This window comes from Fructobacillus apis (assembly GCF_023893635.1).
GTDB classification, from domain to species: Bacteria; Bacillota; Bacilli; order Lactobacillales; family Lactobacillaceae; genus Fructobacillus; species Fructobacillus apis.
On sequence record NZ_JAMWYK010000001.1, the window covers coordinates 71,879 to 85,836 of the forward strand.

The window sequence follows — 13,958 nt, forward strand, 5'->3', positions numbered from 1 at the left end:
TTTAAACGGGAATTGAAAGCGGTAACACTCTTTAACGCTTCGCCCGTGGGAAAAAGTTATTATAAGACGATTGCAACATCTTTTTAGAAACGTGCGTGTAGATTTGCGTGGTAGAAAGGTTGGCGTGTCCGAGCAGTTCTTGGACCGTTCGCATGTCCGCCCCGTTATTCAACAAAGTCGTCGCAAATGTATGACGAAGCATGTGCGGATGTATCTTAGCAGTTAAGGACGTTTTGTTCATTAACTGGTTCAAGATGTAAGTGATACCCGCTGAGGTTAAGGCCCCCCCGTTTGAGTTCAAGAAGAGCTCATCCGGCTTATCCACTTCCTTGTTTTTCGCTAGCAATTCCGGTCGGTCGTTTTCAAGGTAGTTCACGAGCGCCTTCTTGGCATAGGAACCAAAGGGCACGTAACGATCCTTGTTCCCCTTTCCGTGGACGAGGACGAGTTGATTGCTCAAGTCGATGTTTGAGACGGCAAGGCCGGCGATTTCGGAAACACGGCAACCGGTCGCAAACAAAAATTCTAAGAGCGCGGCATCTCTTTTGAATAGCGGATGGTCCTTTTGATCGTAAGCGACCTTGAAGAGCTCTTGGAGCTCGTTTTCATATAAAAATTCAGGTAAGTGTGCCTGATGCTTACGCAAGGCCACACCCTCGAACGGATTGTCTAACGCCTGCCCTTCTTTTACTAAGTACGCATAGAAGTTCTTCAAAGATGAGACCTTCCGTGCAATCGTTGTTCGGGCCAAAGTCGCATCGTAGAGGCTCGCCAAAAAGACGCGGACGTCCAGCGGCTTCACGACTTGAAAGGTGGTAAAGCCCCCGTTTTCGCTCAGGTAGGCCTCAAAGCCCTCGATGTCTTTCATGTAGGCCTCGATGGTCAAGCGTGAATAACCACGCTCAGCCAGCAAGTACGATTGGTATTGTGCCACTTCTTTGTTCATACCTTTATTATACGATAAGACCCGCATTCAAAAAGCCAAATGTTAAGAAGAAGTAAAGACCCTTACGATTCGTCAAAAGGCCTACTAATGAAACGAAATGGGCAGTATAGTGTACATAGTTAAACAAGTGCTAGGAGGCAACAACATGAACTTACCAATGAATTCAACAGCAGATTACATGCGTCACAACTTGGAATTGAAGCAGGTTAAGGTTCAAGCCTTCTTCCTCCGTTTCCGAGACAACATCCTGAACAACCGCGACAAGCGCGTTGCCATGGAAGAAGGTCGTCAATACGAAGTGCAACACCACCAAGCAGACGACCTTTTGACGAAGCGTGTGATTGCCGAAAACGACCGTTACGCTTACGGATTCCGTTCAAACAAGCGCCGTTAAGATCAAAAAAAAATACAAAGAAAAGCCCTTTGCATGATGCAGAGGGCTTTTTTGTCTTGTAAATTCCGGCTATTCTTCCCTTTTTCTTTTATCAAAAAGGCCTTCCAAGAAGTAAGCACAACCAGGTCCACTACTTCCCAAACAGCACGCGGTGCGACCCCAAGCGAACAGCCACTAACAATGAGTCCCTGAGTCGAATCCGATAAATCAAGAGAACGTCATTCCCCTCGTGTGGCTTTTGCCCGTGGATTGGGGTGCGAACATGGCACTCAAAGAAGTCCTGCCAATTCTCCCGTAGGCGATGGTTCCGCAGGGCATCCGGGACATCCATCTCTTCGCAGAGCAAATCCAAAATCTCAAAGGCTTCCTTCGAGATAGATGGGTCGACTTTCATCAGCCGACGCACGTCTCGGTCAAACTTCTCGGTCGTTTTATACTTCATCACGGCCGGCTAGGTAGTTGCGGTACTTCGAGGTGGGACTATTCGAGGGTAACAGGTCCCGCTCCTCCAGTATCTCTTCGGCAATCGACGAATCAAGCGAGCCTTCTTCGCCCTCAATCACGATTTTGATCAACTCGAGCGAATCCCGGTGAATGTAGGGATACTCGCTCTTCGAACACGGTATCGTCAGTTCGCCACCCTGCCGTTTCTTCAGGTCGTCCAAGTAGGCTTGCAGGTCCTCTTTCAACGTGGCGTGTGTCAGTGCAATGGGCATAGGCAATCGTCCTCCTGTTTGTTTTTTAAGCTGCAAAGTCCGGCCCGGCCCAGCGCCGTGCCTTCAAACCTTCTATTCGAAAAAAGCATACAAGATTGCCCGCTCCCTGCATATAGCAAAAACGCGCAAAGTGTTTAATATCAGCACTTTACGCGTTTTTATACAGTTACTTTATTATTGCCCACAATTAAGCCAAAATTGTCCGCTAAGCTACTAGACAATTAGTTCTTAAATGAGTGGATTGGTGCGGGCACGTGTCCCCCACGGTTGATGAAGTCGGCCGAAGAACGGTCCACAACGGGCATCACTGGTGCCGTTCCAAGCAAGCCACCGTAGTCGATCATGTCACCGACCTTGGCACCGTTTGTTGGCAAGATACGAACGGCCGTCGTCTTGTTGTTCTGGATACCGATGGCCGCTTCGTCGGCGATCATCGCAGAAATCGTTGTGGCTGGCGTTTCACCAGGGATGGCGATCATGTCCAAACCAACGGAACAAACGGACGTCATGGCTTCCAACTTAGCAAGTGAAAGCGTTCCGGCCTTCACGGCGTCAATCATACCGGCGTCTTCAGAAACGGGGATGAAGGCACCGGACAAACCACCAACACCTTGTGCGGCCATGACCCCACCCTTCTTGACGGCGTCGTTTAGCATCATCAAGGCAGCGGTGGTTCCGTGGGCACCGACTTGTTCCAAACCGATGGCTTCGAGTACTTCGGCAACGGAGTCACCACGGGCTGGCGTTGGCGCGAGTGACAAGTCAACGATTCCGAATGGCACGCCGAGTCGTTCGGCAGCCAATGAACCGACGAGTTGTCCCACACGGGTAATCTTGAAGGCGGTCTTCTTGATGGTTTCAGCAACCGTCGTGATGGATTCGCCCTTCACCTTGTCCAAGGCGCGCTTCACGACACCAGGTCCGGAAACACCAACGTTGATGACAACGTCGGGTTCGGTGATTCCGTGGAAGGCACCAGCCATGAATGGGTTGTCTTCGACTGCGTTGGCGAAGATGACCATCTTGGCGTTGGCCGTGTCGGACAAATCGGTAATCTTCTTGACGGTTTCACCCATCAACTTCACGGCGTCCAGGTTCATGCCGGCCTTTGATGATCCGATGTTCACGGATGACATCACGAGGTCCGTTTCCGTCAAGGCGCGTGGCAAGGACTTGATCAAGGCCAAGTCACCATGTGAGAAGCCCTTTTGAACCAAGGCCCCGTATCCACCGACGTAGTCAACGCCGACTTCCTTGGCCGCGTCGTCCAAAGCGTGGGCCAAAACGAGAATTTCTTCTTCGTTGGCTGAACCGGCAATCAATGAGATTGGGGTAACGGAGATACGCTTGTTCGTGATGGGCACACCGTATTCGCGTTCGATTTGTTGCGCAACGGCGACCAAATCCTTGGCGTATTTCGTGATTTTTTTGTAGACGTTTTCAGCGGTTTCGTCTACCGTTCCACCGATGGTGTCCAAGAGGGAAATTCCCATGGTCACGGTACGGATGTCGAAGTTGTCTTCTTCGACCATCTTGATGGTTTCTAAAATCTGATTGGTTTCCATGTTTTCGGCTATCCTTTGCGTATGATTAGGGGGTAGCTTAGACCCGGGCCATTGAGTCGAAGAGTTCTTCGCGTTGCACGTGAACGGTCACGCCGAGCTTTGAGCCGGCGTCCTTCAAGGCTTGGTGGAGGTCGTTGAAAGCTTCGTCAGCTGAGATTTCAACGAGCATGGACATGGTAAACGTCGTGCCCATGATGGTTTGGGAGAGATCCAAAATGTTGGCTTCGTGGGCGGCCAGACAGTTGGCGATGCCGGCAACGATTCCGGTGTTGTCTTTTCCGACGGCGGTAACTACAGCTTGCATAGTGATTCCTCTTTTTTCTTTCTTTTTTATAAAAACGGCCCCGCTCCCTTGCGGTCTTTCGGGGCCTCCTAACGACAGGCTAACAGCCTTGGTTCACTTTTTAGATAACGGACCCGTCGTATGGAATTTCTTCCATCTTATCAAGGTCGTAGTCTAAGACGGCCTCCACCTTGTGGAGGTAGGCCGTCAACGATTTCGCTAACATCAGGTTCAACGTCACATCGTCTTCTTTGATGATGATAACGGGGATGTCCTTGGCATAGGCGTAGCCCACTTCCCAGGCAGTCCCAGAATCAGCGTCGGCGCCATCGAAATCAGAGAGCGCAATCATGACGTCGCAGTCATCGATGGCTTGCACGTCGGAGTTGTATGCGGCCACCTGCCATTCAGGTGAGAACATTTCAAACTCTTCGTGTTGGTGTTGACGTGGCGAGAACACGTCACCGACTTGGGGATGGTCCGCCAAGACCTTTTCTAAGCGGGCGACTTCGTCAACCTGCTTTTCAGAGAAAAATGGTCCTGCGAGATACACTTTCTTTGCCATAAGAACTCCTTCTTTTCTACTTGTTCTATAGTTTATCAAAAAAGACCCCAAACGGGGTCTTTTTCTGATTATTTTTAAAGAACAAATTGGAATAAAGTGTTCGGTATCGAGCGGACAAGACTCCCTTACTTCGTCTTATACACCCGGTAGTGGTCTTTCCAACCGGCAAAGTAGCACTGCCCGTCAGAAAGCTTTCCGGCTTTAGCGAGTTCAACGCCAGCCGTCGCCCCTTCATCAGATGAATCGAGCTTCTGACTGTCGAAGATGTCTTCGTATTCAGCAACCGTCAACTTCGTACGCGCGTCTAACATGCCCTGCACGTCCTGTGCTGCCAAGACATCTTCAAAGCCATCAGAAAGCGTCAAAGAGAACAACTCCGCTTCGGCACCTGATCCGAATGAGAAGACCCCCACGCGGTCGCCCGCCTTGTAGCCCTTTCCTTCCTTCAAGAGGCTGAGCAGTGAAAGATAAACGGAACCGGTATACAAGTTACCAACGTAGCGGTTGTAGAACTGAGCGGCCGCTAACTGTTCCATGAAGTAGGCCTGTTCAGTCGATTTCACTTCATCAAGAATTTGCTCCAAAGCCTTCTTCCCCATCTTCGTGTAAGGCAGGTGGAAGGCAAAACCAGTCAGGTCGTTCAGCTTCAAGCCGGTCTTTTCCTTATAAGCTGCCCACAAATCCAAGAACATGGACTTGTAGATGTCGGTGGACAGGTGCCCGTCAACCAGGGCGATGTCGGAGTCGATGGGACGCCAGAAGTCCTTTTCGTCCTTTGATTCGTAGACGGAGTCGTCGTTAATGACCGCGACCTTAGGGTCTGAAGAAATCAACATGGCAACGGCACCACCACCCTGGGTTACCTCACCCGGTGTCTTCAAACCGTAGCGGGCGATGTCAGAGGCGATGACCAGGACCTTCTTGTCCGGGTGCAGCGTGACGAAGTCCTTGGCCTGCATCAAGGCGAAGGTTCCCGCGTAGCAGGCCTGCTTCATTTCGATGGCGCGAATGTTGTCACGAAGACCCAGGTGGTCCTTGGCAAACATCGCACCGGACTTGGAGTTGTCGACCCCGGATTCAGAGGCAAACAAAAGCATTTCAACGTCGGCGCGGTCCGCGTCCGACTTTAACAGCTTATTCGCTGCATTAATCCCCATCGTGACCACGTCTTCGTGGTTGGGGATGACGGTCTGGACGGTCTGTCCGATTCCAATCGTGAACTTGTCGGGCTCTTCACCACGGGCATTGGCCAAATCAACCATGTCCAAGGAATAACCGGGCGTGTAAAAGGAAATGCCTTCAATTCCAACTGCCATAATAAACTCCTTTTTTTAAGCAAAAAAGCGCCTTTCAGCGCTTTGATAAAACATTAATCGTACAAAGCCTTGACCTTGGCTTGGATGGATTCAGATGAGATGAATTCATCGTAAGTCGTATCCAAACGGTCAACGACACCCTTGTTTGAAACTTCCACAATGTGGTTGGCCGTCGTTTCCAAGAACTCGTGATCGTGAGAAGTCATGATCACAGAACCCTTGAAGTCTGAAACGGCATCGTTCATTGATTGGATGGACTCCAAATCCAAGTGGTTCGTTGGGTCATCCAACAGCAAGACGTTGGCCTTCAAAAGCATCATCTTAGCCACAACGATACGAACCTTTTCCCCTCCGGAGAGGACCTTGATTTGCTTCAAGGCGTCGTCACCCTTGAAGAGCATTTGGCCAAGCATACCACGGAGTGACGTGTTGTCCTTTTGTTCTTCTTCGGCGTATTCGCGCAACCAGTCCAAGATCACGTCTTCTTGGTTGTCAAAGTTGTCGTTCAAATCCTTGGCCAAGTATGACTGTGACGTTGTCACACCCCAGGTAACCGTTCCTTCGTCAGGTTCCATGGTTCCGGCCAAGATTTGCATCAAGGTCGTGGTTGCCAAGTCAGAGCGGGACAAGATGGCAATCTTCTCGCCTGGACGACCAGTGAAGGTGATGTTGTCCAAGACCTTTTCGCCGTCGATTGACTTTGAAATGCCTTCTACCTTCACCATGTCGTTTCCGAGTTCACGGTTCATTGGGAAGGAGATGTAAGGGTACTTACGGGATGAAGGCTTGATGTCATCCAAGGTAATCTTGTCCAACTGCTTCTTACGGGCAGTGGCCTGCTTGGACTTGGAAGCGTTGGCAGAGAAACGCGCAACGAATTCTTGGAGTTGCTTGATTTGCTCTTCCTTCTTGGCGTTTTGTTGGGATGCCAAGCGTTGGGCCAATTCGGCTGATTCACGCCAGAAGTCGTAGTTACCAACGAACGGCGTGATCTTACCGTAGTCCACGTCCAAGATGTTCGTTGAAACAACGTTCAAGAAGTGACGGTCGTGGGATACGACGATGACGAGGTTTTCGAAGTCGGCCAAGAAGTCTTCCAACCAAGCGATGGTTTGGACGTCAAGACCGTTGGTTGGTTCGTCTAGAACCAAGATGTCGGGGTTACCGAACAAGGCTTGGGCCAAGAGGACCTTCACCTTGTCGTTTTCGGTGAGTTCACCCATCAACGTGTATTGCATGCCTTCGTCGATGCCAAGCTTCGTCAAGAGTTGAGCGGCTTCGGCTTCGGCGTTCCAACCGTCGAGTTCTTCGAATTCGGCTGAGAGGTCACCGACGCGAACACCATCTTCGTCGGAGAAGTCGGGCTTCGCGTAGATGGCGTCCATTTCGGTCTTCACTTCGTACAAGCGCTTGTGACCTTGGATAACCGTGTCCATGACCGTTGAGTCGTCGTACTTAAAGTGATCCTGTTCCAATGAGGACATGCGTTCACCGGTGGTGATGTTGATTTGTCCTTCAGTGGGTTCGAGTTGCCCCTGGAGCAACTTCAAGAAAGTCGACTTCCCTGCTCCGTTGGCTCCGATGATTCCGTAGGTGTGACCGGGAACCAGCTTGAGGTTAACGTCCTGGTAAAGCTTCTTACCAGAGAATGAAAATGTCATATCAGAAACTGTAATCAAGGTGTTTCTCCTCCAAAATTCAATAAATGTGTGAATTGCCTTATAACAGTCTAACAGAAAAACGCCCGAAAATGGGCGTTATTAATGAAATCAGTTGTTAGACATCCTGGTAGCCGCCGTCCACTGGAAGTTCGTCCAGTGAGGGCTCTAAGGCGTCGGCGTTCAGGTAGGTGAACGTGGTTAAGACGAGGTATAGAAAGGCTAGGTAGTAGCCGTAGGTGTCGTTCACAAAGCCGAAGAGCGCGGTCGAGAGGACGGCGAAAACAAGGGGCTGTGCGAGGACAACGGGTAACTTCCAGGCCTGGTGCTTGATAACGGCGCCGAAGGCTAAGGCAAAGAGGCCGTTGATCAAGAAGTAGAGGGCGATGACTTTGGTCAACGTGCTCAGGTTCAACCAAGAGGCAAGCATGGGCAAGACGATGGTGACAATAGCAATCATCAAAGACCAGAAAATAACTGGTCGGTTGGCCCATTCTTTGAATCGATTCATGGTCGTCTCCTTTTAAAGTAATCTATTCACATTATAGTGGTTTTTAAAAAGGCTGGCAAGAAGATTCAGGATGCTGCGGCTGGCCATGGAAAAACGGCCCCTCCGGGCCCTAAACCCGCCATGCCAACGACGCTTTCACCCGGCCAACGGCTTCCCGCCCCTGGCCACGCTCAACACTAGCATCCAACAGTCATCCGCCCACCAAACAGCAGCTTACAGCCCCAACTCCCAAATCGTTGAGAGTGCCCCCAACGTGTACAAGGGCGCCGTTTCCGCACGCAGAATGCGAGGGCCAAGACCAGCAGGTGCAAAGCCCGCTGCCTTCAAGCCGGTGATTTCCTCTTCGGAGAGTCCCCCTTCGGGGCCAAAGAGAACGGCCAAACGTTGTCCGGCCTTCACCTCTTCGGCGACCTTTACAAGCGTGGCCTTCTCCCCCTTCTTGGCGGATTCTTCCCAGGCGACAAGACCGAAGTCCTTGTCCTCGGCAATGGCGTCTGCGTAGGACTCAAAGACGATGTCTGGCACCTTCAAGCGGTGGGATTGTTCGGCGGCGTTTAACGCGATCTTTTCCAGACGGGACAGTTTCTTGTCCTGCTGCTTGCCCCAGTCGACGACCGTCCGCTCCATCTTGGTCAAGACGATGCGGTCGACCCCGAGCTCGGTCGCCTTTTGGACGAACCACTCGGTGCGGTCGTTTTTGACGGGTGACACAATCAGGGTCACCTTGGCTGGGAGCTCGACCTTCTGGTCGAGTTCTTCGAGGACGTCGAGCGAAGCGCCGTCCTTGTCAACGGCCTTCAATTCGGCCACGACTAAGCGTTGAGAGGCATCAACGAACTCCGCCTTGGCTCCGACTTTGGCACGACGAACACGAACCAGGTGGTGATAGGTGTTGGACTCGGCGTCCAGGTCAAAGTGTGAGTCGACGTTTTGGTCTAAGAAATAACGGTGCATGCTTATTCCCCCTTGGTCTTCTTTTGGCAGATGAAGGCGTGCCAGGTGCCTGAAACCATCTTCTGTTGAATGGTAAAGCCGTGCTCGAGAAGCGCCTTTTCAATGCCGTCGGCCACGTCGTCGTAGATACCGGAAACCAGGAAGTGACCACCTGGTTTGACGATTGGGGCGACCTGTGGAATCAAAGGCAAAATGACGTCGGCCAGGATGTTGGCGAGGACCAAGTCCACCCCACCGTCGGTGAATGACGCAGGTACGTCCTGCATCAAATCGGAGGCGATGACGGTCACGTCTTTGGCCACCGGATTCAGGGCCAAGTTCTCTTCGGCGGTCTTCACGGCAGCCTCGTCGATGTCGGTGGCGAGTAATTCACCAGCACCAAGGTGCTTGGCGGCCACGGCTAGGACACCGGAACCGGTTCCGACGTCGATGGTCTTTTCACCACCGCGGACGACGGCTTCGATGGCTTGGAGCATGAGCGAGGTCGTGGGATGGGTACCGGTACCAAAGGCTTGGTCGGGATCCATGACGATGAGGCGCTCTTGTTCCTGTGCCTTCTGGTAGTCTTCCCAGGCGGGAACGACGGTGAAGCGGTTGGTGACACGGGTGGCGTGGTAGAAATTCTTCCACTCGTTTTCGTAGGTGTCGGAGGAGAGCGCCGTGTTTTCGACGGGCGTGGCGTCGATATCGAGGCCCTGCTCCTTTAAGATGGAAAGACCGGTGGCGTAGGTGGCAACGCGCTGTTCCCAGCCAGCGTTTGCTTGGTCTTCGTAGATGGTTAATGAATCGTCGCCTTGTTCGACACCGTCAGCGCCGAGTTCGATTAAGACGGAGACGACGAGGTCTTGAAGCTCGGGAGCGACCGTCCAGCTCACTTTTTGGTAAGTTGTCATCTGTGTTCCTTTTCCAATAAAAAACCGGGAACCAGGTTCCCGGTTAATATTACTTAATAGTTTTGTCGTTGATACGAGCTTCGCTCGTATAACAAAAGAGAAGCAATGCTCGACACAAGCATACCGTTCTCCACTCAGAAGGTCAAGCGGCGAAAGCGCCTCAAGGCCACTTTCGCGCTTAAAAAGATCACCTTTACTTGTCTTCGTCGTGGGACAGGTCGGACTTCCTTTCCTTTTGAGTCTGTCCTTCGTGCTCCTTCACGTCGTCTGGACCGTCTTCGAAGGTTGACTTGGCGTCTCCTTCTGCACCAAGGTTATCACCGTCGGCCAGGATGTTTGGCGCGAAGTCCACGACGACCTTCCCGTTCACGTGGTGACCGGCGACGTCCTGGTTAGCCGAACGAATGTTGTGGGCTGTGAGGCCGTGGTAGACCTTGGTAACGGTCGACTTCAAGTCGCCGCTCTCTAAGAGCTGCGAAATCTTTTCCAAGATTTGTCCCTGTTCGGCTAAGAAGACGTTTTCGTTTCCGCGGGCGAGCATGTAAACCCAGGTGAAGGAAGCCGACTTGGTCTTCAATTCACCCAAGTCCACGGGAACCGTCGTGTCGACGATGGAGGCGATTTGTCCGTAAGGGCGAATTAAGCGCACCATGAGGTCCCAGTAACCGTTCGTGTCCTGCAGGTTGGCAATGTAGTCCACCTGATCAAAGCCAGCGGCCTTGGTCTGCTTAACCAAGTCGAGGTGGTAGTCGAGGACGAAATCCGCGCCCATCTTGTGGACCCACTTCTTTGATTCGGGACTTCCGGCGGTCGCAAGGACGGTCATGCCCATGTACTTGGCCAGTTGAATCAAGACGGAACCAACACCCCCGGCACCGTTAATGATGAGAAGTGATTGTTCACGGGCCGCGTTGCGTTCAACGGGCAAGTGGAAACCGTGGTGCATGATGTCGTGGGACGTAACGGATGTCAGAGGCATTGCGGCAGTAGCAACGTCGTCCAGGCGGCTTGGGGCGTGGGCAATCAGGTCAGCGTCCACCACCTGGTAGGTGGCGTCGGCCCCTTCTTGCCGTTGCTTACCGACGTAGAACACACGGTCCCCGACAGAGAAACGGGTGACGCATGAACCAACGGCGGCAACACGTCCCACGACGTCTAATCCAAAGATACGGAAGACACCAGTGTTGGTGTATCCTGCACGCATCTTGGTATCCACGGGGTTAACCGCAGAGGCCAGGACCTGCACGAGCACTTCGTTCTCCTTTGGCATTGGTTTATTGACGGACCGCTCAATGAAGGCGTCTTCGGCCTCCAAAGGACCGTTGTGCGTTACACCCACGGCATCCATCTTTGGGTGGAAGTGATCTGAAATTGCATTGATTACTGATTTAAAAGCCATAGTTAAAACTCCTAACGAGACTTCCTCTCTTTAGGGTTATTCTAAACCAGAAAAATGTATTTTTCAAACTTGCAATACGTATGAATATTTTTTCAAATATTTTGACGTTAACTATATCCTAGTATGGTCAATTCGTTGAAAAAATTAAAAAGAAAGGTGGGCAATAAAAAAAAGAACCTAAACGGTCCTTTTTCTTCTAATCTAAATGCGTATAAGGCGTCTCGATGCTAGTGACCACGAGCGTACTTTTCGTCTTCGTCGGTCTTCAAAACGGCCATGAAGGCTTCTTGTGGCACCGTAACGGTACCAACGGACTTCATGCGGGCCTTACCACGCTTTTGCTTGTCGAGCAGCTTGGCACGACGGTCAGGGTCACCCGTGTGAATCTTTGAGGTAACGTCCTTTCGGTAGGCCTTGATGTTGGTCCGGGCCAAAATCTTGTTTCCGATGGCGGCCTGAACAGGAATTTCGAAGTTTTGACGAGGAATGATTTCCTTCAACTTCGAGGTAATCACGCGACCACGTTCGGCAGCGGAGCTGCGGTGGACGATGAAGGAAAGCGCATCGACCTTGTCCCCGTTCAAGAGGATGTCGATCTTCACGAGGTCGGCTGGGCGGTATTCGTCCAGTTCGTAATCCAATGAGGCGAAACCACGCGTGGATGACTTCAAGCGGTCGAAGAAGTTAAAGATGATTTCGGCCAATGGAATGTAGTACTTCACGTTGACACGGTTGTCATCCAAGTATTCCATCGTGTCGAACTCCCCTCGCTTTTCTTGGGCGAGTTCCATGACGGCACCGACGTATTCTTCGGGCACCATCAACTGGGCGTGAACGAATGGTTCTTCGATGGATTTAATTTGTGGTGATTCAGGAAGCTCCGATGGGTTTTCAATCATGAGCGTTTGGCCGTCAACCGTTTCCACCTTATAGGTAACAGATGGCGCGGTCGTGACCAACTCAAGGTCGAATTCACGCTCCAAACGTTCTTGGATAACATCCATGTGAAGCAAACCAAGGAATCCAACACGGAATCCGAATCCCAGGGCTTGGGAAGTTTCGGGTTCGAAGGTCAAGGCGGCGTCATTCAATTGCAAGCGTTCAAGCGCTTCACGCAGGTCACCGTACTTGGCGTTGTCGGCCGGGTACATACCGGAGTAAACCATCGGCGTCATTGGCTGGTAACCAGGCAATGGTTCGTCGGCTGGGTTGTCCACGAGCGTAATCGTATCTCCGGAGTGGGTCGTGGAGATGTCCTTAATGGCGGCGGTCATGTAACCAACATCACCGGCCATCAGGTAGTCACGCTTTTGAGCGTTTGGTGACATCACACCAACTTCCGTGACTTCGTATTCGGCCCCGGTGTTCATCATGCGAACCTTGTCTCCAGGCTTCACGAAACCTTCGCGAACACGCATGTTAACCACAACCCCACGGTATGGGTCGTACTGGGAATCGAAGATAAGTGCACGTAGTGGCGCGTCCAAGTCACCGTCTGGGGCTGGGAAGTCCGAAACGATGCGTTCGAGCAATTCCGGAATACCGATTCCCTTCTTGGCGGAAACCAAGACGGCGTCATCGGCTGGAAGGCCGATCATGTCCTCGATTTCACCCTTGACTTTGTCAACGTCAGCCGAAGGCAAGTCAATCTTGTTCAAGACGGGCAAGATTTCAAGGTCGTTGTCGATGGCCAAATAAACGTTGGCCAAGGTCTGCGCTTCGACACCTTGGGCGGCGTCCACAACCAAAATAGCTCCTTCGGCAGCGGCGAGGGAACGGGAAACTTCGTAGGAGAAGTCGACGTGCCCTGGCGTGTCGATCAGGTGGAAGATGTATTCTTCGCCATCGTTGGCCTTGTAGTTCACCTCAACGGCGTTCAGCTTGATGGTAATCCCACGCTCACGTTCGAGGTCCATGGTATCGAGCAATTGGCTTTGCATGTCACGTTCGGCCACCGTCTTGGTCTGTTCCAAGATTCGGTCGGCAATCGTGGATTTCCCGTGGTCGATGTGCGCCACAATTGAGAAATTTCGAATCCGCTTTTGTCGTTCTTTTAATTGGTCAATCGTAAAATCTGCCATGTATATCCTACTTTTTAAGAGTTATTAGTCTTCTCTATCTTACACGAAAAAGGCCTTTAAATAAAGCGTTCATCCCCGTTTTGCTCTTGTCAAAGTCAGATTCGACCAGGTTTTATCGTTCTCACCTCTGCCATCTTATTTGACCTGACACGCCCTCTTTTTCGATAAGGTAATCAAAGTGGCAAGATAACGTCTTAGCCATGTTAATCAACTTGATTCGCTCCCTTGACTCAAATATTCCAAACGTTCATCACGTCCCTTCAAAAGTCGGTATATACTGTGGGTGTTAGAAGGAAGCATCAAACGTGGCGGAAAACGCGTTTGGTGTTCGGCATCCCCATGTGCCTTTCTTCTAACGTGATGCATTTCTCCTTTCGAATGAGATATTATTTCCTGCATCACCTCCTTTCTAGAAGACGAGCTGACGGCTCGTCTTTTTTTTGGAGGCCAGTATTGAAGTAATGAAAAAAATTTTTGTTATGCCATTTTGGAATCAAAGTTAACGTTTTAAGCTGCTATAATAAATGCATAGAAAAAGCCAGGTAGCCTCAACTACCTGGCTAGTAGCAAACCCACAAAGTGGTAGCTACCCGATTATGTTACCGAAATAACCATCTCGAGCCGCCAAAGCAGAGATGGTTATTTTTTATTGCTTGCTGATTGGTCATGAGAAGCTC

General features: G+C 51.3%; 14 protein-coding genes. 1 reads left to right on the plus strand and 13 read right to left on the minus strand.

Features of this window, described 5'->3' with window-relative positions; all coding sequences use genetic code 11:
• Nucleotides 1–31: 31 nt before the first annotated feature.
• Complete coding sequence (gene xerC / locus NFX39_RS00330; RefSeq protein ID WP_252441950.1) at nt 32–946, minus strand: tyrosine recombinase XerC; 915 nt, start codon at nt 944–946, stop codon at nt 32–34.
• Nucleotides 947–1,091: 145 nt separating this feature from the next.
• Between xerC and NFX39_RS00335 the strand changes: the two genes are divergently transcribed.
• Nucleotides 1,092–1,340 (plus strand): hypothetical protein, encoded by a 249-nt coding sequence (locus tag NFX39_RS00335; RefSeq protein WP_252441951.1) that lies wholly within the window; start codon nt 1,092–1,094, stop codon nt 1,338–1,340.
• 130 nt (nt 1,341–1,470) lie between these two features.
• On the opposite strand, the gene NFX39_RS00340 is transcribed toward NFX39_RS00335, so the two are convergent.
• The 12 genes from NFX39_RS00340 to lepA all read right to left on the minus strand — a co-directional run bounded on the left by NFX39_RS00340 (nt 1,471) and on the right by lepA (nt 13,281).
• On the minus strand, nt 1,471–1,782 hold the full coding sequence (locus NFX39_RS00340; protein WP_252441952.1) for a type II toxin-antitoxin system RelE/ParE family toxin: 312 nt from the start codon (nt 1,780–1,782) through the stop codon (nt 1,471–1,473).
• Nucleotides 1,772–2,056 carry a hypothetical protein gene (locus NFX39_RS00345; protein ID WP_252441953.1) on the minus strand — a complete coding sequence of 95 codons (285 nt, stop codon included), beginning with the start codon at nt 2,054–2,056 and terminating at the stop codon, nt 1,772–1,774. Before NFX39_RS00345 ends, NFX39_RS00340 begins: the two co-directional genes overlap by 11 nt.
• A gap of 221 nt (nt 2,057–2,277) precedes the next feature.
• On the minus strand, nt 2,278–3,621 hold the full coding sequence (locus tag NFX39_RS00350) for a PFL family protein (RefSeq protein WP_252441954.1): 1,344 nt from the start codon (nt 3,619–3,621) through the stop codon (nt 2,278–2,280).
• A gap of 37 nt (nt 3,622–3,658) precedes the next feature.
• Nucleotides 3,659–3,925: an ACT domain-containing protein gene (locus NFX39_RS00355; RefSeq protein WP_252441955.1), complete on the minus strand. Its 267-nt coding sequence runs from the start codon at nt 3,923–3,925 to the stop codon at nt 3,659–3,661.
• A 100-nt stretch (nt 3,926–4,025) separates the two neighbouring features.
• Nucleotides 4,026–4,469 carry a nucleoside 2-deoxyribosyltransferase gene (locus NFX39_RS00360; protein WP_252441956.1) on the minus strand — a complete coding sequence of 148 codons (444 nt, stop codon included), beginning with the start codon at nt 4,467–4,469 and terminating at the stop codon, nt 4,026–4,028.
• Between the two features lie 125 nt (nt 4,470–4,594).
• Complete coding sequence (locus tag NFX39_RS00365) at nt 4,595–5,785, minus strand: hydroxymethylglutaryl-CoA synthase (protein WP_252441957.1); 1,191 nt, start codon at nt 5,783–5,785, stop codon at nt 4,595–4,597.
• A gap of 53 nt (nt 5,786–5,838) precedes the next feature.
• Nucleotides 5,839–7,464, minus strand: a complete 1,626-nt coding sequence (locus NFX39_RS00370) for an ABC-F family ATP-binding cassette domain-containing protein (RefSeq protein ID WP_252441958.1) — start codon at nt 7,462–7,464, stop codon at nt 5,839–5,841.
• Nucleotides 7,465–7,561: 97 nt separating this feature from the next.
• Complete coding sequence (locus NFX39_RS00375; RefSeq protein ID WP_252441959.1) at nt 7,562–7,954, minus strand: hypothetical protein; 393 nt, start codon at nt 7,952–7,954, stop codon at nt 7,562–7,564.
• 213 nt (nt 7,955–8,167) lie between these two features.
• On the minus strand, nt 8,168–8,908 hold the full coding sequence (locus NFX39_RS00380; protein ID WP_252441960.1) for an RsmE family RNA methyltransferase: 741 nt from the start codon (nt 8,906–8,908) through the stop codon (nt 8,168–8,170).
• A 2-nt stretch (nt 8,909–8,910) separates the two neighbouring features.
• Nucleotides 8,911–9,801 (minus strand): 50S ribosomal protein L11 methyltransferase, encoded by an 891-nt coding sequence (gene prmA / locus NFX39_RS00385; protein WP_252441961.1) that lies wholly within the window; start codon nt 9,799–9,801, stop codon nt 8,911–8,913.
• 193 nt (nt 9,802–9,994) lie between these two features.
• Nucleotides 9,995–11,200: a zinc-binding alcohol dehydrogenase family protein gene (locus NFX39_RS00390; protein ID WP_252441962.1), complete on the minus strand. Its 1,206-nt coding sequence runs from the start codon at nt 11,198–11,200 to the stop codon at nt 9,995–9,997.
• 227 nt (nt 11,201–11,427) lie between these two features.
• Nucleotides 11,428–13,281, minus strand: coding sequence for a translation elongation factor 4 (gene lepA, locus NFX39_RS00395; protein ID WP_252441963.1), 1,854 nt, complete (start codon nt 13,279–13,281; stop codon nt 11,428–11,430).
• Nucleotides 13,282–13,958 lie beyond the last annotated feature (677 nt).

Bases quoted from the DNA above. Each gene is read 5' to 3' on its own strand.
- NFX39_RS00335 (WP_252441951.1), top strand. From the start codon at position 1,092: ATGAACTTACCAATGAATTCAACAGCAGATTACATGCGTCACAACTTG.
- NFX39_RS00350 (WP_252441954.1), bottom strand. From the start codon at position 3,621: ATGGAAACCAATCAGATTTTAGAAACCATCAAGATGGTCGAAGAAGAC.
- NFX39_RS00340 (WP_252441952.1), bottom strand. From the start codon at position 1,782: ATGAAGTATAAAACGACCGAGAAGTTTGACCGAGACGTGCGTCGGCTG.
- NFX39_RS00390 (WP_252441962.1), bottom strand. From the start codon at position 11,200: ATGGCTTTTAAATCAGTAATCAATGCAATTTCAGATCACTTCCACCCA.
- NFX39_RS00365 (WP_252441957.1), bottom strand. From the start codon at position 5,785: ATGGCAGTTGGAATTGAAGGCATTTCCTTTTACACGCCCGGTTATTCC.
- NFX39_RS00345 (WP_252441953.1), bottom strand. From the start codon at position 2,056: ATGCCCATTGCACTGACACACGCCACGTTGAAAGAGGACCTGCAAGCC.
- NFX39_RS00355 (WP_252441955.1), bottom strand. From the start codon at position 3,925: ATGCAAGCTGTAGTTACCGCCGTCGGAAAAGACAACACCGGAATCGTT.
- xerC (WP_252441950.1), bottom strand. From the start codon at position 946: ATGAACAAAGAAGTGGCACAATACCAATCGTACTTGCTGGCTGAGCGT.
- NFX39_RS00375 (WP_252441959.1), bottom strand. From the start codon at position 7,954: ATGAATCGATTCAAAGAATGGGCCAACCGACCAGTTATTTTCTGGTCT.
- NFX39_RS00380 (WP_252441960.1), bottom strand. From the start codon at position 8,908: ATGCACCGTTATTTCTTAGACCAAAACGTCGACTCACACTTTGACCTG.
- lepA (WP_252441963.1), bottom strand. From the start codon at position 13,281: ATGGCAGATTTTACGATTGACCAATTAAAAGAACGACAAAAGCGGATT.
- prmA (WP_252441961.1), bottom strand. From the start codon at position 9,801: ATGACAACTTACCAAAAAGTGAGCTGGACGGTCGCTCCCGAGCTTCAA.
- NFX39_RS00360 (WP_252441956.1), bottom strand. From the start codon at position 4,469: ATGGCAAAGAAAGTGTATCTCGCAGGACCATTTTTCTCTGAAAAGCAG.